This is a genomic window from Bradyrhizobium sp. USDA 4341 (assembly GCF_054063755.1).
The window spans coordinates 7,298,533-7,325,242 of record NZ_JBSSGO010000002.1; the positions used below are offsets into that span (position 1 = coordinate 7,298,533).

27 protein-coding genes are annotated in these 26,710 nt (G+C 58.2%); 14 read left to right on the top strand and 13 right to left on the bottom strand.

Annotated features, from left to right (window positions below; genetic code table 11):
• Positions 1 to 146 precede the first annotated feature (146 nt).
• Together ACVIGB_RS40540 and ACVIGB_RS40545 are read left to right on the top strand one after the other, a co-directional pair.
• Positions 147 to 392: a hypothetical protein gene (locus ACVIGB_RS40540; protein WP_456718448.1), complete on the top strand. Its 246-nt coding sequence runs from the start codon at positions 147 to 149 to the stop codon at positions 390 to 392.
• A gap of 785 nt (positions 393 to 1,177) precedes the next feature.
• Positions 1,178 to 2,998 (top strand): NEL-type E3 ubiquitin ligase domain-containing protein, encoded by a 1,821-nt coding sequence (locus ACVIGB_RS40545; RefSeq protein ID WP_456718447.1) that lies wholly within the window; start codon positions 1,178 to 1,180, stop codon positions 2,996 to 2,998.
• Positions 2,999 to 3,221: 223 nt separating this feature from the next.
• Here the strand turns inward: ACVIGB_RS40545 and ACVIGB_RS40550 are convergent, their stop codons facing one another.
• From ACVIGB_RS40550 to ACVIGB_RS40610, 13 genes are all read right to left on the bottom strand, one after another.
• On the bottom strand, positions 3,222 to 3,941 hold the full coding sequence (locus ACVIGB_RS40550; protein ID WP_456718446.1) for a hypothetical protein: 720 nt from the start codon (positions 3,939 to 3,941) through the stop codon (positions 3,222 to 3,224).
• 60 nt (positions 3,942 to 4,001) lie between these two features.
• Entirely contained in the window at positions 4,002 to 4,751 is a 750-nt protein-coding gene (locus ACVIGB_RS40555; protein ID WP_456718445.1) for a hypothetical protein, read from the bottom strand.
• Positions 4,752 to 5,491: 740 nt separating this feature from the next.
• Positions 5,492 to 6,202, bottom strand: a complete 711-nt coding sequence (locus ACVIGB_RS40560; RefSeq protein ID WP_456718444.1) for a hypothetical protein — start codon at positions 6,200 to 6,202, stop codon at positions 5,492 to 5,494.
• Between the two features lie 1,297 nt (positions 6,203 to 7,499).
• On the bottom strand, positions 7,500 to 8,024 hold the full coding sequence (locus tag ACVIGB_RS40565; RefSeq protein WP_244978862.1) for a tetratricopeptide repeat protein: 525 nt from the start codon (positions 8,022 to 8,024) through the stop codon (positions 7,500 to 7,502).
• Positions 8,025 to 8,129: 105 nt separating this feature from the next.
• Complete coding sequence (sctV, locus tag ACVIGB_RS40570) at positions 8,130 to 10,241, bottom strand: type III secretion system export apparatus subunit SctV (protein WP_456718443.1); 2,112 nt, start codon at positions 10,239 to 10,241, stop codon at positions 8,130 to 8,132.
• Between the two features lie 8 nt (positions 10,242 to 10,249).
• A complete protein-coding gene (gene sctY, locus ACVIGB_RS40575) occupies positions 10,250 to 10,678 on the bottom strand; it encodes a type III secretion apparatus assembly chaperone SctY (protein ID WP_456718442.1) in 429 nt (142 codons plus the stop codon).
• 2 nt (positions 10,679 to 10,680) lie between these two features.
• The gene (locus ACVIGB_RS40580) at positions 10,681 to 11,220 is read right to left on the bottom strand and encodes a hypothetical protein (RefSeq protein WP_456718441.1); all 540 of its coding nucleotides are present in this window, start codon (positions 11,218 to 11,220) and stop codon (positions 10,681 to 10,683) included.
• A gap of 33 nt (positions 11,221 to 11,253) precedes the next feature.
• A complete protein-coding gene (locus ACVIGB_RS40585; RefSeq protein ID WP_456718440.1) occupies positions 11,254 to 12,141 on the bottom strand; it encodes a SctD/MshK family protein in 888 nt (295 codons plus the stop codon).
• A gap of 115 nt (positions 12,142 to 12,256) precedes the next feature.
• Positions 12,257 to 12,490, bottom strand: a complete 234-nt coding sequence (locus ACVIGB_RS40590; protein ID WP_456718439.1) for a nodulation protein NopA — start codon at positions 12,488 to 12,490, stop codon at positions 12,257 to 12,259.
• A 73-nt stretch (positions 12,491 to 12,563) separates the two neighbouring features.
• The gene (locus ACVIGB_RS40595; RefSeq protein WP_456718438.1) at positions 12,564 to 12,860 is read right to left on the bottom strand and encodes a hypothetical protein; all 297 of its coding nucleotides are present in this window, start codon (positions 12,858 to 12,860) and stop codon (positions 12,564 to 12,566) included.
• Positions 12,861 to 13,722: 862 nt separating this feature from the next.
• Positions 13,723 to 15,528: an HrpF/NolX family T3SS translocon protein gene (locus tag ACVIGB_RS40600; RefSeq protein WP_456718437.1), complete on the bottom strand. Its 1,806-nt coding sequence runs from the start codon at positions 15,526 to 15,528 to the stop codon at positions 13,723 to 13,725.
• Between the two features lie 341 nt (positions 15,529 to 15,869).
• Entirely contained in the window at positions 15,870 to 16,364 is a 495-nt protein-coding gene (locus ACVIGB_RS40605; protein ID WP_456718436.1) for a hypothetical protein, read from the bottom strand.
• Between the two features lie 300 nt (positions 16,365 to 16,664).
• A complete protein-coding gene (locus tag ACVIGB_RS40610) occupies positions 16,665 to 17,366 on the bottom strand; it encodes a secretin N-terminal domain-containing protein (protein ID WP_456718435.1) in 702 nt (233 codons plus the stop codon).
• Between the two features lie 193 nt (positions 17,367 to 17,559).
• On the opposite strand from ACVIGB_RS40610, the gene ACVIGB_RS40615 reads away from it, so the two are divergent.
• From ACVIGB_RS40615 to ACVIGB_RS40670, 12 genes are all read left to right on the top strand, one after another.
• On the top strand, positions 17,560 to 18,081 hold the full coding sequence (locus tag ACVIGB_RS40615; RefSeq protein WP_456718434.1) for a nodulation protein NolB: 522 nt from the start codon (positions 17,560 to 17,562) through the stop codon (positions 18,079 to 18,081).
• A 95-nt stretch (positions 18,082 to 18,176) separates the two neighbouring features.
• Positions 18,177 to 18,953, top strand: coding sequence for a type III secretion system inner membrane ring lipoprotein SctJ (sctJ, locus tag ACVIGB_RS40620; protein ID WP_456724956.1), 777 nt, complete (start codon positions 18,177 to 18,179; stop codon positions 18,951 to 18,953).
• Positions 18,954 to 18,975: 22 nt separating this feature from the next.
• A complete protein-coding gene (locus tag ACVIGB_RS40625) occupies positions 18,976 to 19,596 on the top strand; it encodes a nodulation protein NolU (protein ID WP_456718433.1) in 621 nt (206 codons plus the stop codon).
• On the top strand, positions 19,593 to 20,216 hold the full coding sequence (sctL, locus tag ACVIGB_RS40630) for a type III secretion system stator protein SctL (RefSeq protein ID WP_456718432.1): 624 nt from the start codon (positions 19,593 to 19,595) through the stop codon (positions 20,214 to 20,216). Before ACVIGB_RS40625 ends, sctL begins: the two co-directional genes overlap by 4 nt.
• Complete coding sequence (gene sctN / locus ACVIGB_RS40635; protein WP_456718431.1) at positions 20,213 to 21,568, top strand: type III secretion system ATPase SctN; 1,356 nt, start codon at positions 20,213 to 20,215, stop codon at positions 21,566 to 21,568. Before sctL ends, sctN begins: the two co-directional genes overlap by 4 nt.
• Complete coding sequence (locus ACVIGB_RS40640; RefSeq protein WP_456718430.1) at positions 21,544 to 22,080, top strand: hypothetical protein; 537 nt, start codon at positions 21,544 to 21,546, stop codon at positions 22,078 to 22,080. The genes sctN and ACVIGB_RS40640 overlap by 25 nt, the downstream gene beginning before the upstream one ends.
• Before the next feature lie 57 nt (positions 22,081 to 22,137).
• A complete protein-coding gene (gene sctQ / locus ACVIGB_RS40645; RefSeq protein WP_456718429.1) occupies positions 22,138 to 23,193 on the top strand; it encodes a type III secretion system cytoplasmic ring protein SctQ in 1,056 nt (351 codons plus the stop codon).
• Positions 23,186 to 23,851, top strand: a complete 666-nt coding sequence (gene sctR, locus ACVIGB_RS40650) for a type III secretion system export apparatus subunit SctR (protein WP_050420712.1) — start codon at positions 23,186 to 23,188, stop codon at positions 23,849 to 23,851. The genes sctQ and sctR overlap by 8 nt, the downstream gene beginning before the upstream one ends.
• 1 nt (position 23,852) lies before the next feature.
• Positions 23,853 to 24,128: an EscS/YscS/HrcS family type III secretion system export apparatus protein gene (locus tag ACVIGB_RS40655; RefSeq protein ID WP_025038819.1), complete on the top strand. Its 276-nt coding sequence runs from the start codon at positions 23,853 to 23,855 to the stop codon at positions 24,126 to 24,128.
• Between the two features lie 257 nt (positions 24,129 to 24,385).
• The gene (locus ACVIGB_RS40660) at positions 24,386 to 24,706 is read left to right on the top strand and encodes a hypothetical protein (RefSeq protein WP_456718428.1); all 321 of its coding nucleotides are present in this window, start codon (positions 24,386 to 24,388) and stop codon (positions 24,704 to 24,706) included.
• Positions 24,707 to 24,780: 74 nt separating this feature from the next.
• Positions 24,781 to 25,596, top strand: a complete 816-nt coding sequence (sctT, locus tag ACVIGB_RS40665) for a type III secretion system export apparatus subunit SctT (protein WP_456718427.1) — start codon at positions 24,781 to 24,783, stop codon at positions 25,594 to 25,596.
• A complete protein-coding gene (locus ACVIGB_RS40670; protein WP_456718426.1) occupies positions 25,593 to 26,630 on the top strand; it encodes an EscU/YscU/HrcU family type III secretion system export apparatus switch protein in 1,038 nt (345 codons plus the stop codon). Before sctT ends, ACVIGB_RS40670 begins: the two co-directional genes overlap by 4 nt.
• Positions 26,631 to 26,710 lie beyond the last annotated feature (80 nt).

Genomic DNA, 26,710 nt, shown 5'->3' on the forward strand with positions numbered 1-26,710 from the left:
AGGAAAGAAAGCGCCAGCTAGTGGTGTTCGATACTCATGGGGCGATGCCATGGCACGACAACCCGGAACAATGAGAGGTGTCATAGCTCTATCGGCGACGCCCATATTGTACAATATTGAGCGACTAATCAGAAGGACGTAGATTCGTGAGTCAGGCTGAAAACGACGTCGTCGAGCATATGCTCTCATCATTGACGATCAGCTTGTTTCAGAATCGTATCACGCCATCCGACGAACAGGTGATGTATCATTTCGGGCTGGCCTGCGAAAGAGTGGGGTTGATCGCGACGGAAGAGGTCGCAGTACGGATATTGAAGCGCGTGTCGCGCGAGATCAACCAAGCGCAGTCGGTGCTTGAGTTCGTTGGTCGCGGTGAGGGTTGGCTACACTGAGCGCAACGTAAGGAAATTCGATGCCGACAGTGATGTGCGGTGTCTGTTCGACTCGGGAGGGATCCCCGAGCGAATCACCGCTTGCTTGCCGCAAGCCGCGATAGCGCCAGTCGAGCTTGAGGATCATGTCCGCGGTCGTTAGTAGCTGAAGGCTAATCATTCAGGTCGGCTTTGCTGATTGGGTACGCGCCTTGGCCATCGGTGAGGAGCGAGCGCGTTACGCGCAAAAATCTACTAGCGTTCGGCTCGTCGATCAACACAACGTCTCACAGGAAGGGGTAGCCTCGACCGCACAGGAGCGGCAACATCGCCGTCCTGTCAGCATCACGCTGCCGGCGTGCCGCCGCTCGGACACCAAATTTACCGAGCTGGAAACTGTTTCGTTCCCGTCGGACTTTTTGCGGAGCGCTGCGCCTAAGCGTCGAGAAACATCGAAGGAAAGTTGGGCGGCGCATTGATCATCGCTTCGAGGCTGTCAGCTTGTCGACAGCTATATCTCGTAGGCTGAATGTCCCGAATTGCTGGCAAGGCCGGCTCGATGTGCTCAGGCATGGCAGGAAAGGGGAGATGGATTCCAGTATCAACCCGATCCGCGAGCGAGGCCCCCTGAGATTGGTCCTCGGTCGCCATCGGGCGCAGAGTAATCGCACCAAGCCCTGCGTGGCGACCGCTTCGTGATGTGCTCTCGTCAGCCGATGAAGCGCATCCATAGCGGGGCTCTACCGGCTTCATGATACGCCGCCCCGGTGTATTTGCTTCCTTTAGCAACCGAAGAGACGACATCTGTGAATGCAGAACAGCTTGGCACTGAGACTCCTTCCGAAGCTTCCGATTGGGAAAGCTCCGAACCAGGGTCACCGGCCTCATCGCAATGGGACGAAGCCTGGACGGAAGCGCAGGCGTCTGCCGACTTGCCGGATCAGGTCCTGACGGATTGGGCTGCCGAAGACGGGCAGGGGCAGCATGAGGATCGGCAGCTGGTGGTAAGTCGAATGAGGGCCTGGAGGGACACGGGCGATCTCAATGAGCCAATAGATCTGTCGTCCCTGTCACTGACCAACTTGGCGGCCCCGATCCCGGCCGGCTTGCGCCGCCTGAATGTCGACGACAATCAGCTGAGCAGCCTTCCCGAAACTCTTCCGGCCAGTCTGCAGCGGCTCTACGCGAACAATAATCGGCTGACCGGCCTGCCCGAGCTTCCGCCCGGTCTGCGGCGGCTCTATGCCATTAGCAATGGGCTGTCCAGCCTGCCCGCAGAGCTGCCGCCTGGATTGCGGCGCCTGAATGTCGACAACAATCAGTTATCCAGTCTCCCCGATCGCCTTCCAGCGACGCTTCAGGAGTTGGACGTCTCGGGTAATCGGCTGACTCGTCTGCCCGAGCTTCCAGCCGGGCTCGAGCACCTGAATGTCGACTATAACCAGCTGACCGATCTGCCCGAGCCTCTTCCGGCCGGGCTTGAATGGCTTAGTGCCAGCCATAATCGGCTGACCAGTCTGCCCGAGACGTTTCCGGCCGAGCTGCTATGGCTTGGCGCCAGCAACAACCAGCTAACCAGCGTGCCCGAGACTATGCTGACACAGCTAAGCCGCGACGCGAGTGTTGATCTGGAGAACAATCCTCTGTCCGACGCGGTGCAGGCCGGCCTGGCGACTGCCATGCATGCCGGAGACTATGCCGGCCCGCAGGTTTTCTTCTCGAACACCGCAGGCGCGGTGCAAGTTGAGCCGCGGTCGCTGCAGGAGGTTGTCGCGCACTGGCTCGAGGGCGAGCCGGCAGCAATAACCGCTTGGCAGGCCTTCGCCGAAGAGCCGGGTGCCTTAGATTATGCACGCTTTCTCGACAGGCTCCACGGCACCGTGAACTATGGTAACGACGCGTTCCGGCACGCGGTCGTCGAAGATCTGCGGCAGGCAGTCATCAGGCCGAATTTACGCGAGCAGTATTTCGAACTGGCCTCCGGAGCGAGCGCGAGCTGCGAAGATCGCATCACTTTGACCTGGAACGGCATGCAGAGCGCACGTGTGAACGCGGATGTCGAGGACGGCGCCTATGACGGACGCCTTGGCGAACTGCTCCAGCACGGCCGCGTCATGTTTCGCTTGGAGACCCTGGACCGAATCGCGCGCGAGACCGTCAACTCGCTTCGTCGAACCGATCCGGACACGGACGTCGATGAGATCGAGGTCTACCTTGCCTACCAAACCCAATTGCGTGATGCGCTGGAGCTGCGGCACATCGCTCCCGATATGCGCTTCATGAGCGTCTCTCACGTTACCGGGGACGATGTCGCCAGGGCCGAGACGGCAGTGCGGAACCAGGAAGCGACCGAATTTGCGCAGTTCCTGGCGACCCGATGGCAGCCATGGGAAAGTGTGCTAAGGCGCATCGCGCCCGAAGACTATGCTGAGATGCAGGAACGGCTCGTCGATGCGATGGGCGAGCCGTTTCAAGCCCGCTTGGATCGGCGGCTGGCGGAGGATGGGTTGACAGGCGACGCCGATGCCGAGCGGGTGCTCGGCGCCCAGATACGCAACGAGATCGCCCGCGAGATCAAAGGCGCGGTCATGGACCGGGTGCTCGGGGAGCTCGGCTTCGAGCTATGAGCTCCTCCGCTGGCATCATCGATGCGTCTCGTCGCCCGCAAAGCCCAAGAGGGCAGTTGCCGGTCGCGCGATTGGGTGCGGATGAGCTCAACAAAAAGTACGCTTGATTGCACCCAATCCAGACGGGGATTCGCACAGTGCATATCATTATGGCCAAAGCCATTGGCGGCCGGTCAAACGGCTGCTCATAAGCTTAACGAATGGATGGCGAGTAGTCTCAGCCTCAAGTTGCCTTTGTGCAACGCAGGCTCTCGATGTTCGTCCCCCGCGATCGATAGGATCTTCGCAGCATCAAACTCGATTCTAGATCGCGGAACATTGTGTAGTTCCGTCGTATCCACTGATGCAGCTCGGTGGACCAGTCCTTTTCGTCCCGCAGATATCCGGTGAAGGAAAAGCCAAGTCGGTCGATATATCTCTTGAGAAACGGCGGCAGCGCGGAAATCTGGAGCACCCGCTCGCCATCCATGACTTCAGGTAATCCGCCGCGCAGCGCAAATTCATTGTGGACGGTGACCAGCGATGCTGGAGGAATCTGCCGCCGCAGTATGTCATAACCGCGAAAGGAAATGCGGTCAGCGCCTGCGATGAAGAGAATGATAGGAGCGACATAACGGCGCGCCGTCTCCTTTATGAAGCCGATTTCCTCGCACATCTTGAAGAATTCGTCGAAGGCATGGAAGCCGAGATCGATCACCTTGGGTACCCGGTCGTGGACGATAAGCGGGTCCATTAACTGCATCTTGCCGTAAGTGTCGGTCACATCCGCGGTCTCGGTGATCATAGGCAGGTAATCGAGCAGTGATGGCTCTTTTAGATTGACATCGAACGACAGGACGGCACCGTCTTTGAGCAGCAAGAACTCGCTCAGGACGCGAGCGATGAGGGTTTTTCCGACCTGCGGGCTAGGAGAGCAGATGATGTAGATAGGGGTCGCTACCATAGCCAGCAGATCAATCTCGTTTCGTATATGGGCCTGCTCTTGGCCCGCAAGAATATGCGACTACTTCTCGCCACTCCGCGTAGCGGACTTGGCGCCGGCCAATTCCGTCAAGTTGATGCGATCAAATTCGCTCCAGACATTTGCCAGCCAGTGCCGGACATAACCGCGTAGCACGAAAGAGTTGTTCGCGGGCTCATCGTTGCGGCCCTTGTTTGCCACGAAATCTACGAACGGGACGGATGCGACTTCGACCTGCTCATATGCCATCTCGTTCAGTTTCGGGATGGTCAATTCGGTCGCCTGTTTGATGCGGTGAAAATAGGAGTTATAGGTCGACTGGTCCCACTGGAAGAACTGAGTGTCATTGATGAAGTTCTTGACCAGATAGTACTTTGCGCCGCTCATGAAGGTAGCGGTCTCCTCGATCTCGTCGAGCGAAGCGATAGACGATCCTAGAATGTGGAATACGGCAAAGGTAACCTGGCCGGACCGCGCCGAATCCAGAAATCCGATGTCGCGCAAGGAGGCCAGCGCTGAGGACAGTAGTCCGGCGCGAGCGTCGATGACGGTGACAGATAGCCCGGAGTTCAGGGTATCGAAAATCTTCATCTGGTCCGCGGTCGTCGTCATGTCGACGATCTCGGTGATCTCGGGATAAAAGCGCTTCAGCGTTCCCCGCGGAGACTCCGTATCGAAGGCGCGCGTTTGCACGTTGTTGACGCTGAAGTAGTCCAGCAGCGTTCGTGATACGGTCGTCTTGCCGACTCCTCCCTTGTCTGCACCCACCACAATCACAACTGGCTTCACCATCGAATTCTCCTGAGGCACTCGCTCTTGCCGCGCGCGAAGTGCGCAATCGGCGCGTCACTGCTTTGGGTGAGAACATGGCAGAAAGAAGGGTAATTGAATTTTCGACGCGAGAGCTCATCAGGTTGACCAACGTTTTCAACATCGAGCGAGTTGCGCGGTCTGACTGAGACGTCGGCGCACGCTGAGAGTAGCAAGTAATCGCTCCTGCTCGTGATTTACGTCAGGTTCGTGAGTAGCCGGAAGGCCGGGCGTCGAAGGATCAACCGTGAGCCTGATGATCGTTGCGATAGCGTTCTATCTACCGATCGTTGGATCGGCATGAAGGACGTGAACCTTACGCGGCGTCAGCTTGTAGCATCGATGTAAACAGGATTGAGGTGGTGCTGCACTGCCTGGAGAGTAGTCGCGGATCTAGCTCGTTCGACATGGGGTGGCCCGATCTAGTATCTCCAGAAGCGTGATGACGTTTTCGCTAGAATGCGTCTCGTCAGTTCGTAAATCCGCGACGACGCAAAATCGCCGGTGCGCCGGTCCGACAACTGCGCGCGTGACGACAACTGCATCTATCGAGCTAGGGCGGACTTGTACAAGATCGGGCGTTCCCGATGCGATCGTCGAAATTCGAAACGCTCGAACGCAAACGAAAAGCTGGAGCCAACTGGCACAACGGAAATTGACGGGGAAGGGCGGCGATGTGGCGCCGACTCAAGTGTCGATAGGCTCGCTGTCAACATTCTGCTCTACACAGAGAATGGCCTGGCGATATTTCTCATGGTCACGATGCGAGAGTCGGCAAGCAGTTCTTTAGAGTACACTGCGCCGAAGTAATCGAGGACGAAGGTGCCGGAATAGCGTAGACTTTCGGTCGCGCGGATTAGATTATCGAGAATTGAGTCCACTTGGCCAATGCGGTCGCGGTAGCGCGCACGGATAACATTGACGGCGTTCATCGAGTGAACCGCCTCGTCAGCAATCACCTCCCTCAGCCAGTGATGAAACGTGTTGTTACCAAGGGTGTCATAGAAGGGCTTCTCTGCTGCATAGGCACGGCAAGTGCACATCTCATCAAACGCAATCATAACCATGAGGGAGAATTCGTCCTTCAGGTGCTCAACGATTGGACCAAAATCGTGCGACCGAGCGTCCAATCTCTCCCGAAGATCCTTTTCGGATCCATTAGCGACGAGTTCAATGGTGCGGATGAAGCCATCGGTGTGGCGCTCCTCGTCGATCGCCCAGGCGTTGAAGAATGCCGCAGCTTCATCGCTAACGATGAGGTTTCGGTCGGCTAACTCTTGTTTCAGGTGCCGGGCGTCATATTCCGTGTATAGGTCAGGCCACAATTTGTTCCAACGCGCACATATAGCCGACGGCTCAGCGTTGAACATCGTTGGCGTAAGAGAATTGAATAGTTCTTTTGGACTCCAGTGCCGCCGAACCGGCGTGATCATCTGAGTGCCCCTATTCGCGGTACGAGCGCTCCAGCGTGCCATCGTGAATCGAGCGCTCGTACAGCAGTCTGCTGCAAACTACACGTGCCGTCACCTATATGCTTTGGCGAGTTGATTCTAGGTCGGAGACGTCTGCCTTGGCCGAAGCGCCACCCGAAAGGGCAGCAAGTGCTTGTGGCCCAGGGCTGCAAATCGAAAACCCGACTCTCAATTGGAGGGGGAAGATGATGCGCCGACGTTGAGAGTGCAGCCTCCTCGGGGCTGTCATGCTGACAGGTACTTTTAGTGTCCCCAGCTCCAGCGACGCCGCTGGTTCGGGCTAGGGATCGGTCAGCCTGGACCGCGCAGAATTAGCCCTGTCGTGTGCCATGGGACCGAGGTTCGGACTGGCACCAAGGGATGTCAAACTGCGTCGGAGTCGATCCCAATCCTTGGCCTCGTCGAGGGGTTGACAACGCGTTGGCCGCTTGTGACTTCGCATTGGAAGCCAACCAGCATTACAGGTCGCTTGATTGATGTGTAAGCCGAGAAGCGCGCTCGATCCTGTTCGTCATCTATACTCTTGCCTGGCTGAGTTTGTTGCCGAGCAAACGCGGAGCAACGGCGACCTTGGCCGGCATCGCCGAGACGCGTTTGATGGAAGATGTCCTCCTCGGGAAAGTTCATCGGCTGTCAAGCCGGCAAGAATCTGCCACACGCCTTTCGTCCTTGCCGCTAACGGATCAAAAACTGTTATGCAGCAAGTTCTCACCTGGGACCACAGGGGAAATATTTGCACATGACCGGACTGGCCCTTATGAAAAACGTGCGCCGCTATCGTGCGATAGCGTGCCTGTGCCGGCAGGCTGCCGCATTTCGGCCAATCCAAGGGGGCTCATTGCTGGCGCAAGCTGCAGATTGGGAAGACCGTGCAGTTGCGGAGCTTGAGAGATATTTTGATTGTTCGACTGCGTGTCCTCGTTGAAGTGGCCGGACGATTCAAAGATCCGCTACCCGAGAATGGGTAAATTCAAGATATGGAATTGTGGCTGGATGACCTGGTTAGGCAGTCGTGTGAAAGATCGGTTTGAACCTATTGGCTTCTAATTGAGGGTAGAGGCCTGCTCCGTCCAGGCGAGCGCGTGTCGGCTCACGCCATCCAGCCAGGAGATGGCGCTCGTCTCTCGCGATTGTACGCGATAAAGTTGGGCTCCTCGCGACAACATCGTTCGAAAGCAAATGTGCCCTGTAATCTCTGCACGTGATCATTATCCAGCTGTCTGTCGGTCAGACGACCGACATGGTAGGCATCCGCGATTTACCGCTGTTGGCTGTGAGATCTCGATCTGGCTAACGCGTACTGGTCGCCAGTTTGCAACTCCTGATTGGAGTTTCGGCTACCCGTCTTGCCTTCAAGTGCGGCCGACAGCTTGAGATTGTTGCGCAACATTGAATTTGTGGGCTCGATCGCGAGGCCTTGACGGTATAGCACTTGCGCCTCCTCGTGGCGCCCCTGTTGATCGAGCACGACGCCCTTTGCATTCAATGCGCGCAGGTCGCCGGGGGCTGCCAACAGTACCTCATTGAGTACCTGAAGTGCCTCATCTGAGGAGTTGCGCGCCAACAAGGCGCGTGCAAGCGAAATTGCCGCATTGACGTTGTCCGGTTGTTGGTCCAGGGTCGCGCGCAGACTCTGCTCATCGGCATGAACGAGAGCGCGCGAGATGCGCTCGTGCATGGCGGGATCAAACTCTTTGCCGCCTGCCAAGTCTGACGTGGACCACTGCTGGCGTGAAAGATCGGACGGGCTCGCGCAACCGGTGAGCATCACAATAGTGAGCATCGCAGGCAGAGCCGACCATGGGCCTGGACTAACGAAGCACAAGCGCCGCCGACGTCTGGTCCCATTTGAATTCATAACCTGCTCACGATGATCTGCTGTGCCGTCTCAACTCGCAGCGCTCAGGAGACTGCCCGGGGAAGGGCTCTTGTCCTTGGCAGCTGCCAGCTTCACGGATCCGATCGGTTGGACCGTGAAATCTGCGGCGAGATCCTGATAAGAAAGGACAGGTAGGTCGATTCCGTTGCGCGTGAGAAAGCCGCGAACGAAACGCCGGATATCCATCGAACCCAGAATAACTGGCTGGTTCTGGCTGCGCGCGATGCTCGAATGGATCTGGCGAAATTGGGAAAGCAGCATCTCGCTTTGCCGGTCGTCCAAAACGAGGTATGGGCCGACGGCGGTTTCACGCACGGCACCCCGCACGATATCCTCAGTCTCGCGCTCGACGATAAAGGCGGCCACAACGCGATGCGCGTTGGCATAGCGGTGACAGATCTGCCGCTTCAGAACAGAACGCACATATTCGGTGAGCAGCACGGCGTTCTGCTCCCGCTCGCTCCATTCCGCAAGTGCCTCCAGAACCAAGCGGGTGTTCCGGATCGGGATGCCCTCGTCCAGTAAACGACGCAGGACATCCGCGATCCGAGGGATCGGTGTCGTGCGCAGCACCTCCTTCACCAGATCGGCATATTCCTGCTCCATTCGGCCAAGCAACTGACGCGTCTCCTGAATGCCAACGAGGCGCTGTGCATAGCGCGTCAACGTGGACCGGACGCGCAAGGCGATGATTTCGCTCGGACCGTGATGCCCTATGCCGGCCGCCTTGAGAGCAGCCGCATGGCCCTGTTCGATCCAGATCCGATTCGTGTCTGGATCCTGCCAGAACGGGATGCCGCTCAATTCGATGTTCGCTACGTCGTCGTCAAGCAAGAGCTTTGTCGGGTCAATAGCGCCCTCTTCTACGGGTACGCCCTCGACGGCCACACTGAATTGCGATCGGGCCAGGTGGTTGGAGCTTTGGGCGGGAATGCGTGGAATTGTGATACCCAGATCAGCTGAGACCAGTGCTGAAACCCGTGCGACGCACTGCTCGAGTTCCCCCACATCTATTGCCTTCATCAGGTTCGGCGCCAGCAACAGCGTAATCGGAAGTGCTTCGGCCGGCACAGTTTGCTTCTGACCCTGCGTGGAAGCGGGAGCCGAACCGGCGGGATTGACGCCGGCCTTTGGAGCGATCTTGCTCTCTGGCACGCCAACCTTGACAAAGCTGGCGGCGGAGAAGAGTGCGGCCAGTATGACAAAGGGGGGCAAAGGGAAGCCAGGAACGAGCCCCATCACAAGCAGGACGCAGGCGGCCAGCCGGAGCGCTTGCGTGCTAGCCGTAAGCTGGTTGACGATATCGGCGCCGAGATTGAGTCTGGAAGGACCGTTGACACGAGTGACAATGGTTGCGGCTGTAATTGACAGCAGCAGCGCTGGGATCTGCGAAATGAGCGCATCACCGATTGTCAGGATAGTATATTGATGCATCGCCTCCTCAAGAGACATGCCCCTGGAGAGCGAGCCGATCGTGATGCCACCCAGCATATTAATACAGATGACTATGAGTCCGGCGATGGCGTCGCCCTTCACGAATTTCATGGCGCCGTCCATCGCGCCGTGAAGCTGGCTTTCCTGCTCCAGCGCGCCGCGTCGGCTGCGGGCTTCGTGCTGGTCGATATGGCCATTGCGCAGCTCCGCGTCGATCGCCATCTGCTTGCCCGGGAGCGCATCGAGCGTGAAGCGCGCCGACACCTCAGCCACTCGTTCGGCGCCCTTGGCCAAAACCATGAATTGCACCATGGTTACGATCAGAAATATGACAATGCCGACGGCGATGTTGCCGGATATGACGAAATCGCCGAACGTATGGATGATGCTGCCGGCGTCACCCTCGGACAGGATCAGCCGCGTCGTTGCAACGGTAAGAGCGAGACGAAAAACAGTGGAGATCAGGATGACGCCCGGCAGCGACGAAAAGTCGAGTGGCGTGTTGAGATACAGGGCAACCATCAGCAGCAATATGGCAAAGCCCAGATTGAAGCCGATCAGCATATCGATCACGACGATCGGGATCGGCATGATCATCATTCCGATCGCCAGAAGAAGCATCAGCGCGACCATCAAATCCGGGTGGGCGGGCGCGCGCGTAATGAGATTTCGTAGAACGTTGGCCATGAAAAGCCTTATTGTTGCCTAGCTGCAGCTGTGTTGGCCCGCAATGAAACATAGCGCTTGAAGGTGGCTTGCGCTTCGGTCATGCGGCCGGCGTGGCGAAGCGCGTGGCTACGCATCAGCATCAAGGGCAGAGATGAGGACGGTTCGTCATCTAGTTTGTCAAGCCGATCCAATACCGACAGTGCTTCGTCACCGCGACGCTCCGAGATGAGAGCGTAGGCCAGGATCCGCAGCAGGTCGATGTCTCGAGACTGTTCGTGAGCAACCAACCGCAATAGAGCCAGGCTCTTTGCGCTCTGCCCGCACGAAAGATAGATATAAGAAAGCACGCAGAGCAAATCTCGCTCCGGCCCCGAGACCAGCTCGAGAGCATCAGCTTCGGAAACGTTTGGCGGCTGTGTAGATGTGACGTGCTGCAATTTGTCTAGCTCGGCCATTGCTAGCCTTTGATCAAGCCGTTGTGGCTCTGCCGGAGCAAGATTAACCGCTGCAGCTCCCGCTGCAGAAGGGCGGCTCCTTCACGTGCCAACAAATCCTCTGGCGCGGCAGATAGCGTATTGGCTAAACGCTCCAAAAGAGGGCCGTGTTGATCAGGACGCAGAACGTGCGAATGACGTAGCCGCGGCGTCACGAAAGAGAGCAGGCTATGCGCGAGATTAGGCCCGTTAAGCCAAGCGAGTTCCGAGCCTGGCTCGATCTGACCTGGTTGGGCGCGGGCCTCGTCGAGATTGACGCGCGAAATCGCATTGATCGAACCGAGCTCGAGCACGCTGTCGATCGTGGCGTCAACCAAGCGGTCCGGCGCATCGTCATGCCGGGAAGTTGCGCTGTGGCTCTTGTCATCATTGCCACGCGTCCGGTCGACGCCGATGGACTTGGCTCGAGAATTGTCCGGCGTGATGGCAGATGCATGATTATCAACGTTTGGTCCCTGAAAAGAGGTGCCAGGCTCGACGGGATTCGGGGGCAGCCTAGTCATGGCACTTTGCTTCCTTACCTGCGGCCTGAAGCGCTAATAGGATAGAGCGGCAAGCCGGCCATTCCGGCTCAGCAGAACACGCCCTTCCTCAATCCCACTGACGGTCCATCCATTGCTCAAGAGCGCGCCAACAAAATATTTCTGACCAGCAATGACGATATAAGGGTCGCTGCCCCGCCACACAGCCTGGAGTCCAACTGCGGAGGGTGTCTTCTCATCCTTGACGACGACTGCATTGACGAGCGCATAAGCGCCGTTGCTATCGCGATCAAACCGTTGCTGAATGTCTTGCCACGTGGCAAGTGCAGCGGGCGTAACGCTGCCATCGGCGGTGACAACGCCGGCCCCAGAACCGACTTTGATGCCGACAAGGCCTGCTCTGTCAACTTCTTCTTGCAGCAGCCCCGCAGTTGCATCGGTGACCAGAGCATCAGGAGCGTTGAGCACCAGCTTGGGGGCAACGTCGGCAGCAGGAGGCGGACTTGGCACTGTAGCCGTATCGGTCTGTACAAAACTGGTCGAGAATGTACCAACCGCGGCAAGGCTGATAACGACCATGACGAGTCCGGCGAGCGATACACGCCGGCGATCGATAGAGCCAGCTTTTTCGAGATCCTCGATAGACCACTGGATCGACATTTCGCCGGCATACAGGACGGCAGGAAGAGGGACAACGACGGGCTCGTTAGGCAAAATAGTGTCGTGCCCTTCGACACGGACGTCGCTCGCCAGGGCCTCAATCTCGATCGAATTGGAATGTGGGGTGACACGAAGATGGTGCGGTTCGAGGCCTTGTTCGACAAAGATTAAATCAGCATCGAGGCTGCTGCCGATCAGACACGATCCGACCCCCACTTTCCCTGTCAGTCCAGAATAGCACCCCAGCAGCACTTCGAAGCGCTGGCAATGTGGTTCACTCACGGTCGCTCTCCTGAACAGCGAACGGAACCGTACGGCAAAACCGTACGGCCCGTTGAGACTTCACGGACTAAGCAGCCCGGGAAAGTGGGCGACGTACATCGCCCCGCCTCATCCCTTACTGCACCCGCTCGTCGGCTGCTTTCTTGACGGTCGAGAGCTCGGTCGAGACGACGCGAAGTTCCACATCCCTTTCAGCAGCCTTGGTGCTTGTGGCAGTCAGAGCGGCGATTTGCCGTTGGAATGCCGCCTCGCCGGCAACTTCAGCAGTCGCGGAGCCGGCGGCAGCAGTAACGGTGCCAGCTGCACCACCTGCAGTCGAGGTATGAGACGCACCAACACTCTTAGTCATACTAGTTCTCCTGTGTGCTCGAATTTCGCCGCAACGTGCGGCTCCTATTTTCCTGATGCCGCAACATGCGACGTCAGGAATCCTCTTCTGTTTCAGCCATGACGTCGTCGAAATGACCCATTGCACTATTTGCAAACTGCAGAGCAACGGCTCCCAGAGCGACGCTGAATGCTTGCTGCATAGCGGCTTCTCGCGAGGTGCCGCCTGGAGTGGACGCGCCGCCGCTTACGGGAATGTTCGCATCTGGCGATCGGTCATGATCATCGCGCTCGTCAGGTTTGTGAGATCCTTTTTTGCCGCTGCTTTTGCCGCCAGCCGCATGGAGGTCGGCATCAACGTGCCCAGCGGGGCTAGAGCTCGTAACGCGCATCGGGGTCTCCTATGTCAATTCGATCGTGCCAAGGGAGGTAGTCTCCGCCCACCAATGTGCAAACGTTAGCTTTCGAAAAGCTGACGAGTTCTAAAAAATGACATGTGCCAATGCTGGATCTACGAAAGCCGCAGATCAGATGGTATGTACCAGGACAAACGTTCGTTTGTGGAGCTTGTTCGGGTCGGATCGCTGCTCATCAAGTTGAAAGCTTCAACAGGCGGATGTTAACGCGACCATTAATAGATCGCGTTTGAAGTCGATGTGCTGCAATCTCGGGCTGACGTCACTTTCGATGCCCGCGGGGTCTTTCGACAATTTGCTTGCGGCCGGGCGCAGCGGGACAGAGCTTGACCTGGTCTGGAGCGGGGTGGAAAGCCAGATTGACGGTGATTCAGCGGTCAAGGACGATCCCTCGGTCCTGGAGGGCTCATGAAGGATCCGTCAATCGGGGCCCGCCATCATACAGAGCGAACAGCAGCCTGTCGCTCGAGAACCGGTCCTTCGCCCTGGCGCTCCGCAATCAGCGTGCTCCTGATCCTTGCGCAAGCCGGCAGGCTCCGCGGCTCTGACCGGTTCTGTCGCCGGTTTTAATGCATCGACCTTCTTGCCGGGCTGCGTATGCAGTTGATTGACCTTCGCAGCGGAAAACTGGATTTGAGGTCGGCCTCGTGCGATCGAGCGGGGCCCGCATAAATTGTGCGCAGTGAAGAGCGAGACAAGTTCTTCGGATCCGGCGGACGGTATCGAGGATGGTAGAGCTTGCGCGGACCGACTGCTCGGCAGGGAGACCCGACCGCGCGTAAGCCGCACAAGCTCGACTGGCGTTTTCAGCGTGATCCTGACGGAGAGTGCGATCCGGCTAGGCGTTAGCACCTGCAGCTTGCATGCGTTCGGACTCGATGCGAGCCTTCAAGTTGTTCAGGTAGTCCTCCGCGTAGGACTGGGCTACCGAAACCGGGAGGTTGACCCCCGCCGTGGCCGCTTCTTGAATTGCCTGCTTCACCAAGCCTTCTCGCATTGCCAATTTGACCTCAGGGCCGCCGATGCAGCCTACCGCCTGTGCCGCAAGGTTCAGGCCAGCTTCTTCGAGCGCTTGCTTTATGTTGCCACCGCTGATGGCGGTGTGAAGAAGATTTGCAGCTTGCGCTTCGGATTCGAGCACCATTGACGCCAGATCGGCCAATTCGCCCAAGCCTGGAATGAAGCTAAGTACACCGACTGCTGTCGCGGCCCAGTCGAGTACCTTCGAGCCAACCTTGAGCACGTCATTGATTGCGTGCATGAAGGCGCCACCGTTTTTTTTGGGAGACTTGATGTCGGGCTGGTCTGCCACGCCCATCGTCATGTCCGCGACCGCGTCCTTCTCGGCGGCAGTTCGGGCGGCATGCGTCTTCACATGCTGAACGGTGCGGTTCGCACCGGACATGTTGCTGAAGAACTGGTTGAAGTCGCTCTTGCTGATATTGCCGGAATCGACCGTATGGCCGCCGCCGAAGTCGAAGAACTTGTGGTGGGTTTTGTAGCCCGTAATCGCGTTGTTCATTAACCCGAACAGCACAGGATCGGACAGCAGCTGGGAGGCCGCCTTTCGCACCTCGGGCGCGAGGCTCTTGTCATCGGCCATGCTCGCCAGCTTTTCCCGCGTGAGATCGCCCTTCCCGAAAAAGGCGCTTTGGCTCTTGCTGATCGTGTCGAGCGTATCGAGCTCGGCTTTCGTGAGATTCACAGATGATGAAGCAACCTGCAGGAAGTCCTCTTTGTGGACCTTGTCTATCGAGCCGCCGTACAACTGCTTCCATTCATCCGGATGGTCGAGGAAGTATTGAGCGGCCGCGAGAACCTGCGGCGGGCATTTGCCCGTCTTAGCTTCGCCGTCGATGATCTGCTTGAAATCCGAAAGGCTTAGGTTCTTGGGCAGGTTGTCGGAATAGCGATAGAGCTCGCGCAATGCATCGCTCAGCATCATAACCGATGGCTCGCCATTCCCGCTGCCGTCGGAGGGGATGTAGTTTTGCGTATAGTTCTTTGCCCGCTGCTCCTGGAACTCAGCAACTTGCGGGTGGTGATCGGAGAAGCCGGAGAGATCACCTGCTTTGATGTTGCCGCCGCAGTGGCCGTCGCCTTGCGAGCCTATCGCGTAGAAGAGCTCGGGGTCCCGCTGCAGTGCCTCGATCGCCGCCTTTAGATCCGGCGGTGTGGAAGGATCGTTGGCCAAATCTCCCAGAGATTTCCAATCCAGAGGGCATTTGTCCTTGTGTCGGATCAGCACCGACACAATCTGCAGCTCGGCCTCAGTCGGGGTGCCGCTGTTCCACGTGATTCTGGAGCTTTGTACGGGAGCTTCTGCGATCTTTGGGGTGTTCGCAGGGGAGGAGGCTTCCTCGGAGGACGGCTCGGGGGTCTCCTGACATGCGTCCAGTGCGGCCTTGATCTCCGGCGGGATAATGTTCCGCACCTCTCGCGTGAGTTCTTCCGTGAGTTGCTTGGCCGAGTCCTCGGCCGCCGGACCCTGCGGTGGGGAATGCTCGTCAGTCGTGCCCTTCAACGACAAACTGACCAGCACCGCCTCAAAGCCTGAAAAGTCACGCGCCGGCGAGGGCCCGGAGGCTAGCCCCGACAAAGCCAAATTCGAGCTGGTGGTTAGCGGCAGATTGTTGACTGACATCATACGTCCTCTGATTTGAGATCGCACCACAAACTGGCTATGTGGCGCAGCCTGAGATCGCGGCGAACAACGAGCAAGAAATGTCGATAGGCTTCAATGGCTCCTACCGCTTGCTTCCGATTGCACAGCGCTCCCAGCGCTCAGTTTCGCTACAATCTATAGGCACATCGCCGTCTAGATATTCACGCCGTATGGTAGGATCGATTAGCTTTCGAGAAGCTGACGGCGCTCAGAGGATTTCACAATTAGTTGCGAAATGGCGTCGCTCAAGGCGACGACGTGTCCTCAATTCGGCATCGGCTTGCTTGGGTGCTCGGTCGCTCTCCTCTGCGACAGCCAGGTCAACGAGTCTGCCGCTCTTCGCAGGATTCGCGCGTGCTGATCAACATCTCGATCTGAGCAGGCGTATCTGTTTGGCCGATGAAGACCCAGTTGTCCCTGGCGAGATATCCGTTCGCCATGACGAAATCGCCAAGTTCCGGCGGCGCGATGCGTGCGGGCAGCGCGGGCCGCCCTTGGGGCCGTCCGGCGTGAGGCGACCCCGCCTGCATGGGTCCAGGCTCAAGATCTTGCCAAACAGGGTCGTTGCCGAAATCGGAGGCGTCCGCGCGATCTTGAGCGACCGCTCGGCGGGAATTGGACTGCTCGCCGCCGATCAATGATGGCTCGACATGCGACGGTCGGCCTCCAAGCTCCTGCCAAATCAGGTCCTGACTGTACTCGGGCATTTCATGCAACGCTATCAGTTCACGCTCAAACTCACTTCGATCGGCGGGCGATGAGGCCGAGTGGGGTGGTGGGCTCTTGTCTGCTCCGCTTAGCGCATTGAAGTCCATCCTGTTTCTCCTTTTGCACAACAAAACGGCTCTCAACCGATGCGACGAAGTTCATGACGGACTTCGTAGAGCATTCAAAGGCTCGCATGAAGCGCTAAGGCTGCAAGGCGGGTCACGGATACTGCTTGCCCGGATTCCGCCTCGCGCATCCCGTGGTGCGGGCCCGGACGTTTATTGCCTGTCCTGCGGCATCGCCGCTGGACAGCCGCCCTCTAATCATGACAGCAGCGGCTTTCGAAAAGCTGACAGAGGGCATGAGTAGAAATTACATCTCTTCCCAACCTATCTGTTATTATCCGTTCATTTCTTGCCAGTATCAGGTGCGTGAACCGCGCCGTCTTGATGTGATAGTGCGGGCGAAGGAGCGTCATTGGGGCGTCCTTCGCGAACGACCACGCTGGAAGATCCGCGAAACAGCATCAAAACCGACTCACGCGGTGGCTTTTCGGCTCCGTTCGGGTTTCGTCGCGCTTGTGCCTCCGCGACCAGTCCTTTGAGTGTCTGCTCCACAAGTGCGATAAAGCGAGGCGGACCGGACGCGAAGACGAGGCCATCTCCCGGTACGGCTCTCACGAGGTAGCGGTCGTCCGAGATGTTGAGTGCGTCGAGCGCCGCCTTGAATGCGTCGAAGCTGATCGGACTCAAGACCAGAAGGCGGCTTTGCACCTCATGCGCGTCAGATACGTAGAGCACCAGCCCATCGTAGTACCATTGAAGATTGTAGAGATTGGTCAACCGTTCGAGGAACTCGCGCGGTGGGAGATCCGGCATTCGCCCGCGAATTCGTCCCTTCACCCCGGTGCTGATATTGACTCTGATATTGAGGTTGTTGCCGAACTCCTGCAGCGCGGCCGCGAGGTCCTGATCCAGCACTGTGTAACTATACGGCGTCGACGGCAGCGCCAGCGGGGCGCCGAGCGCCTTGATGGCGCCCAAGCAAATGAAAACACCAACATAGAGAACTTTCTTCAAGATATGCAGCCTTATAGACGAGATGAGCATTTCTGCGATTTTCTTCTACTTGAGACTAAGCACTGGAATTCGTCCCAAAATTTGGAGGCCGACGCTTCGCCGGAAATTGGAAGCCAACCGTGATCATTCGATGACAGATGCTCGTCAGCTTTTGGTCAGCTTGCCTCTCTAGGGTGCCAGCCCATTCATGCCAGCGAATGGCTAATCTCACAACGTGACAGAAATGATTTCTCCCATGTTGCTTGGAATTGCGTCGGTCTCCGCCAACCCCGTCGAGTGTGCCTCCAGCGGCTGTTCGCTGGCACACGCTCAGTTTCACGAGAATCTCGCGCAGGCCGCCTTGAAACAGGGGGGCGCCTCTTCTGTGACCGAGCGCGTGCCGGTGTCATCGGTGCCGGAAGTGCAGCGCGCAGTCACGCCGGCGAGCCCGCTTGGCGATCGCGTCCTTCAGAGCATTTCTGCTATCCACCAGGGCAAACCATTTCCTGGAGGTGCAGTTTCGCCGGCACTCGTCGGCGACGCTGATCCCGCGAAGAGTTTCCAGCTTGGGCCGGCCGCGCAACCGCTGCTGCGGCCGCAGCAAGTCGAGGTGCATCCGGCGGGCAAGCCGGAAGGTGCGGATCATTTCGATTCGGCGCTGACGAATTTGCGCGATGTTTACAACGGCGTCGTCCAGGTTTCGCTCATCTCCAAAGGGACAGGTGCCGTCAGTTCATCTCTGAATAAGCTTCTATCAGCAGGCTGAGCGGGCCGTTGGCTGTCTTGACGAAAGGCAAGATCGGTAACGGTCGGCCCGCGAGCAAGCGGCTTCATGCTCTTGTTCTGCTGCTGCTTTTACCGATGCTCACCGGTTGCAAAACCGATCTGTATACCAAAGTTCAGGAGCGTGACGCCAACGAGATGCTTGGGCTGCTGCTGAGCAGGGGTGTCGATGCCATCCGGGTTATCGGCAAGGATGGGACGAGCACCATTCAGGTCGAAGAAAAGCAGCTCGCCTATTCCATCGAGTTGCTAAATGACCAGGGCTTGCCGCGCCAGCCCTTCAAGAGCCTTGGTGAGGTGTTCAAGGGGTCGGGGCTCGTTGCCTCTCCGGTTGAGGAGCGGGCCCGCTACGTCTATGCCCTCAGCGAAGAATTGTCGCGCACGATCAACGATATTGATGGGGTTCTCTCCGCCCGTGTTCATGTCGTTCTGCCGAAGAATGATCTTTTGCGGCAGGATGCAACCCCGTCCTCGGCGTCGGTTTTCATTCGGCACGCCTCCAACGCGAAGCTCTCAGCCTTGCTGCCCCAGATCAAGATGCTCGTCGCCAACAGCATCGAAGGTCTATCATACGACAAGGTGGCGGTCGTGTTCGTGCCCGTTGAGCGGACTCAGCATGAGGCCTCGGTTACGCCAGCGGCAGCTTCAAACGAGTCAACCAGGTTCGTCTCGGCTCCCATTGCGATCGGCGCAGGAGGTGCGCTCGCCGTATTGGGCATCCTATCTTGCGTACTGCTGAGCGCACGTGGGGGCCAACTTCGCCAATCCTGGCGTAAGCTGATGAATCTCGGCAGTGGTGCCAGCAAGCCAGCGGTCCAGTCCGTCGGCAAAAAGCTCTCCTCCGATGCGAAGTAGGCGGGCATTCAGGTCCGTATCGATGGTATCCCCCGACCAAAATCATTTACTCAACGCGCATTCCGATCGCCTGCGCGAGCTTGCCGCCTTGATCCATCCCAGCCGTTTGGCCGGCCATCTTGATGGGCTCCTGTCGGAGGCCACAGTACTGCAGTTGCAGAAGACTCCGAGGCTGCAGCAAAGACTGGCCGAATTGCTGCTGAAAAGTGAGGAGGCCTCGAACGGAACTGACTGGGGCAGGGACGTTCTGCTCGGGCATGATCCGCGTCGGGCGGCCCTGCTCGCTGGCAGTATCTGGCACGCCCGCTCGGTGCTGAAGCTTGTGTCAAAGCATGATGTGGCGATTCTGATCGAAAATATTGGTGCGGAAGCACATGCTTTCTCAATCCGACACTTATCTGGCGCGGTCGCGACCACATCGATTGTCGATCCGCATAAACTATCGAGCCAGATTGAACATGACGGATATGCCTGCCTTGGTGCCTGGCTCAAGGACGCATCAGAGCTTGACCGTGTGCGCGTCCTTTTCCGTTTACCTGTGGGGACCGCCGCCGAATCCCCAGCAGCCGAACACCACAACGCAGCGAGTCGTTTGCTGTCTTTGGTGGTAGCCCACTTGGCCAGCGAGGCGCCAGCGGCATGACGGCCGATGAAATAGCCCGGCCAGACAGCCCACGGATACGGCCGCTTGGTCCACTCATACCAGCCGCGGAACTCGGCATCTGGTACGATGCGGTGCAGACGCGTGCGCTAGCCGACCGCTATCTGCGGCAGGTTCGCAGCTGGGCAAGCAAAGCCCATCAGCAAGAGCGGGAGCGCGGCCACACCGAGGGTCTTAGGTCAGGATCGGACGAAATGGCACAGCTGATCGCCCGAGCTGCTTCCGATGTGGCCCGACGAAAAGCCGTTCTGCAGCAGGAGTTGCCACAGCTCGTCCTTGAGATATTGACCGACCTGCTGGGCTCCTTTGATCCCGGCGAGATGCTGGTAAGGACCGTTCGTCACGCCGTCGAGCAAAGATATGGCAGCGCAGAAGTATGCCTTCACGTGTCTCCTGTGAACGCTGATGCACTAAGACATGAATTCCAGGCGTTCGACGGGACGGATGGTCGGCCGAGAGTCAGAATTGATCCGGACCCGGCTATGGGGCCTGACCAGTGCGTTCTGTGGAGCGAGTTCGGCAATGTGGATTTAGGACTTGCCGCACAGCTCCGCAAATTGCGTCTCAGGCTTGATCCGTCCTCTCAGGAAGGCGAATCGTGACGATGCAACGATCAGACCATGATCAAGCGGCCGGAGAAGGAGATTTGCATGCGGCGCTGGCATCTGTAAGGTCCGCAGCAAAGGACGTCGATACGCGGGCTGTGCGGGGACGGATCACGCGGGCGATCGGCACGTTACTTCATGCCGTATTACCAGGGGCCCGTGTCGGAGAACTTTGCCTGTTGCAGGATCACGCATCCGGATGGGCGCTTGAGGCCGAAGTCATCGGTTTGTTGCCGGATGGGGTTCTGCTGACGCCTATCGGCGATATGGTGGGCCTGTCACACCGCGCGGAAGTGGTCCCAACCGGGCGCATGCAGGAAGTGTCAGTCGGGCCCGGCCTGCTCGGTCGCGTGATCGACAGCTTCGGCCGTCCACTCGATGGCAAGGGGCCCATAAAGACGGTCCATACTTGTCCGCTCCGCGGCAGGGCACCCAACCCGATGAAACGGCGTAGCATCGAGCAACCATTTCCTCTCGGCGTTCGCGTGTTGGATGGGCTTCTGACGTGTGGCGAAGGTCAGCGGATCGGAATCTATGGAGATGCTGGGTGCGGTAAGTCGACGCTGATGTCACAAATTGTAAAAGGGGCGGCCGCTGATGTCACCGTAGTTGCCCTCATAGGAGAGCGCGGCCGCGAGGTGCGTGAATTCATTGAGCGTCATCTTGGAGATGCCATTGCGCGCACGATCGTTGTCGTTGAGACATCCGATCGATCCGCAATGGAGCGGGCGCAGTGCGCTCATATGGCGACCGCACTCGCGGAGTATTTTCGTGATCAAGGACTGCAGGTCGTTCTAATGATGGATTCGCTGACGCGCTTTAGCCGTGCGATGCGCGAAATCGGCCTCGCCGCGGGAGAACCTCCGACCCGGCGCGGCTTTCCTCCTTCCGTCTTTGCGCTGCTGCCCGGTCTGTTGGAACGTGCCGGTATGGGGGAGCGGGGCTCCATCACGGCATTCTATACAGTGCTTGTTGAAGGTGACGGCACGGGCGATCCGATCGCCGAAGAGTCGCGCGGCATCCTCGATGGTCATATCATTCTTTCGCGCGCACTGGCTTCGCGCGAGCATTTTCCCGCCATCGACGTGCTGTCGAGCCGAAGTCGTGTCATGGATGCGGTCGCCTCCGCGCCGCATCGCAAGGCGGCCTCCGTCTTCCGCGATCTGCTCTCGCGCTACAATGAAGCTGAGTTCCTGATCAAGGTCGGTGAATACAAGCCCGGCAGCGACCCGCTGACTGATCGGGCAATCGAGTCAATCGAGGAACTGCGCGCATTCTTGCGCCAGGGACAGGACGAGCCGTCCAGCTTTGAGGAGACCGTTTCATGGATGTCGCGTCTCACGGCCTGAATCCTGTGCAAGCGTCGAAATTGCGGCTGGTGAAAGACATGAGGGAGCGAAGCGCGCTTCGTGAATTGTCGAGCATGGAAGACAAGCGCCGAATTGCAGCCGACGCGCTGCAGCGGGCGTCTGAGGATCTTGAAGCCACGCAGAAGCATCGCGCCAAGGTCGAAGCTGAACTTTATCGGGAACTGGCGCAGCTCGAGACAACGTCCGTGACCGAACTCGATCGACGGTGTCACCTCGTCCTTGGGCGACTGGCAGCAGAGATCGAATCGGCGCGTCAGGCGCTTGTGCAGGCACGCATCGCGCACGAGGAGACCCAGCGGGCGGTGAATGAAGCGCGGGCACTATGGGCCGGGCGTTCGGCGGCGAGCCAGAAATGGCAAGAGATTGAGGGAAATGTCCAGCGCGCGACCGCCGTCCGTTCGGAGTCTGCGGCCGAAATCGACGCCGACGATGAAGTTTTGCTCCGATATCAGGGTGGTTCGCGCAGCCAGACGATCGGCGGGGCATTCTAATGGCTGGTTCTGTTATGACGTCGCGAACTGCGCCTGTGCAACCTGTCGGTAAGTGCCGTGGCTGAACCCGCACTCTTTCAGCCAGCGGTGAAGCTCGCGCATGAAGTGGTCTCGTGGGTCAACGAGATTGCCGCACGGCGCACCGTCCTGCAGAGCCGCCTTGGCGACAAGCCGCTATCCATCCGTGTGAGCCGGCTTGTCTGGCAGGCCGAGCCATATGCCATGTCGATGCTCGACTGCGTATTTCGCGCCGGAGGCGAGACAGCTGTTTTGTCCTTGCCTCGCCTTCTCGTCGAGACACTGATTTCAACAGTCCAGCAGGGCCTTACTTTACCCTCCGACCCCACCCGCTCGCTCGTTCTCGAGCTTGCACTGGCACCCTGGATCGTTGGATTAGAGAACGTGCTCGCATCGAATGTGCAGCTGATCCGCATCGAAGACGCAACGGCGAAAGACCCCTATCTGGAGCTCGATGTTGCCATCGGAGCGCTGGCAGGAAAGGCCCGCCTGTTCTTGTTCGCGCCTCTTGACGGTCTGATTCCTTCTGCGTTCCGCTTGTTGGGCGAGTTGATTGGCCAATTACCGCGAGAGCAAGGCAAGATTTCGTCGGAATTGCCGGTCGTGATTGCGAGAGAGATCGGCTCGCTGCGGGCGCCTGTCAGGCTCCTTCGCCAAGCACAGCCCGGCGACGCACTGCTGCCCGACGTCATTCCCTTTGCCCATAGCCAGCTGATCCTCACGGCGGACAAGTTGTGGGCGCCGGCGCAGGCCGCGGACGACAGACTTGTCCTTCGCGGACCATTCCGCCTGCAGCCCCATCCTCTAAGGTATGTAGATATGACGATACGCTCCCATACGGAACAAGCAATCCCGCCCTCGGAAGCCGACATCGACAGTGTTGAGATCACGCTTGTCTTTGAATGCGGCCGCTGGCCTATCCCGCTGGGTACGTTGAGAAGCATCAACGAGGGACACGTGTTCGAACTTGGGCGGCCCCTGGACGGTCCAGTCGATATTGTAGCCAACGGTCAATTGATCGGCCGGGGCGACATCGTGCGCATCGGTGAGGCGCTTGGGATCCGGTTACGTAGCAGGTTGGCAGTCAATGGTTGACATTCAACCGAGCATCCTTGCGCTTCTTGCGGCGACGGTCGGCCTTGGCCTGCTAGCGTTCGCAGTCGTCACAACGACCGCCTTCATAAAGGTTTCTGTCGTTCTCTTCCTGGTTCGCAACGCGCTTGGAACTCAGTCCATACCGCCGAATATCGTCCTGTATGGCGCTGCATTGATTCTTACCGTGTTCATAGGCGCTCCAGTGTTCGAGCAGACTTACAATCGCGTGACCGATCCGCAACTCCGCTACCAAACCGCCGACGACTGGTTGATCGCCGCCAAGGAGGGCAGCGAGCCGCTGCGCGCCCACCTCAAAAAGTTCACCACTGAGGAACAGCGCACGTTCTTCCTGTCATCGACGGAACATATCTGGTCGGATGAGATGCGCGGCAACGCATCAGCTGATGATTTAGCAATTCTCGTGCCGTCCTTTTTGATCTCGGAACTTAAGCGTGCATTTGAGATTGGCTTCCTTCTCTATCTTCCGTTCATCACGATCGACCTGATCGTGACGACAATTCTGATGGCCATGGGCATGTCAATGGTGTCACCAACAATGATATCCGTTCCTTTCAAGCTCTTTCTGTTCGTCACAATCGACGGCTGGTCGCGGCTCATGCACGGATTGGTGTTAAGCTACGCAACGCCCGGAGGTTGAGATGGACGAAGCCAGCATCCTCACCCACCTGAGCCGATCACTTGTCCTGTTCATGATCTGGGTTCTGCCGCCGCTCCTGGCAGCTCTCGTGGCCGGATTGGGTATCGGCATCGTGCAGGCAGCAACCCAGCTGCAGGATCAAACCTTGCCACTGACAGTGAAGCTCCTCGTCGTCGTCGCGGTGCTCGTTCTGTTTGCCCCGGTGCTGAGCGCGCCGCTAATCGAACAAGCCCAGCATATCTTCACTGAGTTCCCCGCGCTCACAGCGAGGTATTAGTGCGGGGAACGCAAGGCTGACCAAGCCTAAGCTATGGCGTCGCGTTTGTCTGTCCTCATTGTGAACCGTGACCAGAAGAGGCGAGTTTCGTCAGCTTACCGAAAGCTCGCCTCACTAGCATGGGACAGATAGATATCCAAACTGTCCTGTTCGGCTCGATGGGCCTTCGGAGGAAGAATGATCTCATCTGAAATTGACATCCACTCAATTCAAATCTTGCTCACGATGGAATGACCTGCGGTAAGGCCTGGCCCTCGATGTCTAACCTGGCGAGTTATCAACTAGGGGGACAGGCGAACCGCTTTGATCTCAAGCGGCCGCACGGTTTTGACGTTCTGATGGATCATGCCGCGATGAAGGTGCCGCCCGAGACCGATCGCCGCAAACTGTTGAAATTGATGGAAGCTCCGAAGCTCCAGATCATCAGCACCGCCCTGCGGCCGGTGAGACCCGAAGGAGCTTGGCTTGCTGGCCTTGCAGCGGCGCTATTCGGCGGGTCCTATCTTGAAATGGTCATACCTTATTGGCGACGGCCGTGGCTGCGGAGAGTTAAAGCTCATGACCTGGCCTGGCGCTAGGTATGTCGCTCTGCAACAACCGCTAGGACACGAGGTAGATGACCAGCAGAGTGCGAGCGGCGCGCTGAGCTCAAATGGATGCGTTGTCACCCACCGAGACGCAAAGTCTGGTTCAGACTGCCGTCGAATTCGTCGTTGCGGCCGGACTTGGCGCGGCCCGGGCGCTTGGCATTATGCTGGTTCATCCGGTATTCACCCGGCCGCACATTAGCGGGATGATCCGCGCAAGCGCGACGGTTGTGATTGGATTGCCTTGCTTGATGCAAATCAAGAGCGGCTTGCAGACGCTGGATCCCGGCACCCGTATGATTGCGGTCGCGCTCCTCGGTGTGAAAGAGATATTTATCGGCCTATTATTCGGCTTTCTGCTCAGCATACCACTTTGGAGCATCCAAGCGGTTGGTGACATCATTGATACCCAGCGCGGCATCTCAAGCCAGGTAGACGATCCTGCGACGCGCAGTCAAACCTCCGCAATGGGGCTCTTTCTCGGAACTGCGGCGGTTACGATCTTCGTTGTATCGGGGGGCCTGCAGACAATGGTCAGGTGCCTCTACGGAAGTTATCTGATCTGGCCCGTGTATCGACTGCTACCGCCCCTGACCGAGCAGGGGGCAATGGAGTTTATCAAGCTTCTCGACCATATCATGCATACGACCCTCCTGGTCGCCGGGCCCGTGCTGGCTCTGCTGCTTCTGATCGACGTATCCCTCATGCTGCTCGGGCGCTTTGCGCCACAAATCAAGCTGAACGATCTCTCTCCGACTATCAAGAATGCCGCCTTTGGCATCATCATGGTGAGCTACGCCGTCTTCCTGATCGAATATATGGGAGCCGAGATCGTTCAGTTCGACGGTGTGCTGGAGTGGCTCGAGAAGTTCTTGAAATGAACGACACGAGTGAAGAGAAAAAGCTTCCACCAAGTCACAAGAAGCTGAGGGACGCGCGTAAGAAAGGGCAGAGCCCGCGCAGCGCCGACTTTGTGACCGCGGCAAGCCTTTGCGCTGGTTTCGGCTGCCTGTGCTTCAGGGCGGGCTCGATCGTAGACGCATGGCGCGAAGCCGTGCGGCTCATCGACAAGCTGCAGGGCCGGCCGTTCAACAGCGCGGTCGGGCAGGCGTTGGTCGGATTGATGGACCTTTCTATGGCAGCCGTAGCTCCCATCCTGGGTGCGGCGTTGGTTGCGGCCATCTTGGCCGGCGTCTTGGCCAACGGCGGGTTGACGATTTCCGTCGAGCCGTTGAAACCCAGTTTTGAGAAATTGGATCCGGTCAAAGGGCTGAAGCGGATTGTCTCCCAGCGCTCGCTTGTCGAGCTTGGAAAGTCCCTCGTCAAAGTATTGGTTCTTGGTGCCACGTTCCTCTTCACTGTGCTCGCAGGTTGGAGGGCACTGGTCTATTTACCGGTGTGCGATTTAAGCTGCCTTGGTTTTGTCTTTAACGAGCTGAAAGTACTGATAACGATTGCTGCCGGCGCCTTTTTGATTGGTGGGCTCGCCGATCTGCTCATTCAGCGTTGGTTGTTCCTGCGCGACATGCGCATGACGCAGAGCGAGGCCAAGCGCGAGTCCAAGGAACAGGATGGTAATCCGCACATCAAGGGTGAACACCGCAGGATCCGTCGCGAGTCGGCGAACGAGTCTCCGCTCGGCATCCACCGGGCCACATTGATACTGAGTGGACCGGCGACGGTGATTGGGCTGCGCTACGTTCGGGGCGAGACAGGCGTCCCGGTGCTGGTGTGCCGCGGTGAAGGCGCGGTGGCGTCACAGTTACTGGCGCAGGCGCGGGCCCAGCGTCTGAGCATTGTCGAGGATCATGTGTTGGCGCGGCAGCTGATCCGCAAAGGTGCGATGGGCAAGGCCGTTCCGATGGATTGTTTCGAGAGAGTCGCAAAGGCGGTGTTTGCCGCCGGCCTTGTATAGCGTCGATACGCTCAGACCTTCGGGCAAAGACCCTATGTCGCAGAACCTGGTACAAGCTGCGCGATCCAAAAACAACGGCC

Bases quoted from the DNA above. Each gene is read 5' to 3' on its own strand.
- ACVIGB_RS40565 (WP_244978862.1), bottom strand. From the start codon at position 8,024: ATGCTCACTATTGTGATGCTCACCGGTTGCGCGAGCCCGTCCGATCTT.
- ACVIGB_RS40595 (WP_456718438.1), bottom strand. From the start codon at position 12,860: ATGCGCGTTACGAGCTCTAGCCCCGCTGGGCACGTTGATGCCGACCTC.
- ACVIGB_RS40670 (WP_456718426.1), top strand. From the start codon at position 25,593: ATGAACGACACGAGTGAAGAGAAAAAGCTTCCACCAAGTCACAAGAAG.
- ACVIGB_RS40605 (WP_456718436.1), bottom strand. From the start codon at position 16,364: ATGGACTTCAATGCGCTAAGCGGAGCAGACAAGAGCCCACCACCCCAC.
- ACVIGB_RS40580 (WP_456718441.1), bottom strand. From the start codon at position 11,220: ATGACTAGGCTGCCCCCGAATCCCGTCGAGCCTGGCACCTCTTTTCAG.
- sctT (WP_456718427.1), top strand. From the start codon at position 24,781: ATGGATGCGTTGTCACCCACCGAGACGCAAAGTCTGGTTCAGACTGCC.
- ACVIGB_RS40590 (WP_456718439.1), bottom strand. From the start codon at position 12,490: ATGACTAAGAGTGTTGGTGCGTCTCATACCTCGACTGCAGGTGGTGCA.
- sctL (WP_456718432.1), top strand. From the start codon at position 19,593: ATGACGGCCGATGAAATAGCCCGGCCAGACAGCCCACGGATACGGCCG.
- ACVIGB_RS40660 (WP_456718428.1), top strand. From the start codon at position 24,386: ATGTCTAACCTGGCGAGTTATCAACTAGGGGGACAGGCGAACCGCTTT.
- ACVIGB_RS40610 (WP_456718435.1), bottom strand. From the start codon at position 17,366: ATGCTCATCTCGTCTATAAGGCTGCATATCTTGAAGAAAGTTCTCTAT.
- ACVIGB_RS40625 (WP_456718433.1), top strand. From the start codon at position 18,976: ATGGTATCCCCCGACCAAAATCATTTACTCAACGCGCATTCCGATCGC.
- sctJ (WP_456724956.1), top strand. From the start codon at position 18,177: ATGCTCACCGGTTGCAAAACCGATCTGTATACCAAAGTTCAGGAGCGT.
- sctR (WP_050420712.1), top strand. From the start codon at position 23,186: ATGGTTGACATTCAACCGAGCATCCTTGCGCTTCTTGCGGCGACGGTC.
- ACVIGB_RS40550 (WP_456718446.1), bottom strand. From the start codon at position 3,941: ATGGTAGCGACCCCTATCTACATCATCTGCTCTCCTAGCCCGCAGGTC.
- ACVIGB_RS40640 (WP_456718430.1), top strand. From the start codon at position 21,544: ATGGATGTCGCGTCTCACGGCCTGAATCCTGTGCAAGCGTCGAAATTG.
- sctV (WP_456718443.1), bottom strand. From the start codon at position 10,241: ATGGCCAACGTTCTACGAAATCTCATTACGCGCGCGCCCGCCCACCCG.
- ACVIGB_RS40560 (WP_456718444.1), bottom strand. From the start codon at position 6,202: ATGATCACGCCGGTTCGGCGGCACTGGAGTCCAAAAGAACTATTCAAT.
- ACVIGB_RS40555 (WP_456718445.1), bottom strand. From the start codon at position 4,751: ATGGTGAAGCCAGTTGTGATTGTGGTGGGTGCAGACAAGGGAGGAGTC.
- ACVIGB_RS40600 (WP_456718437.1), bottom strand. From the start codon at position 15,528: ATGTCAGTCAACAATCTGCCGCTAACCACCAGCTCGAATTTGGCTTTG.
- ACVIGB_RS40655 (WP_025038819.1), top strand. From the start codon at position 23,853: ATGGACGAAGCCAGCATCCTCACCCACCTGAGCCGATCACTTGTCCTG.
- sctY (WP_456718442.1), bottom strand. From the start codon at position 10,678: ATGGCCGAGCTAGACAAATTGCAGCACGTCACATCTACACAGCCGCCA.
- ACVIGB_RS40615 (WP_456718434.1), top strand. From the start codon at position 17,560: ATGATTTCTCCCATGTTGCTTGGAATTGCGTCGGTCTCCGCCAACCCC.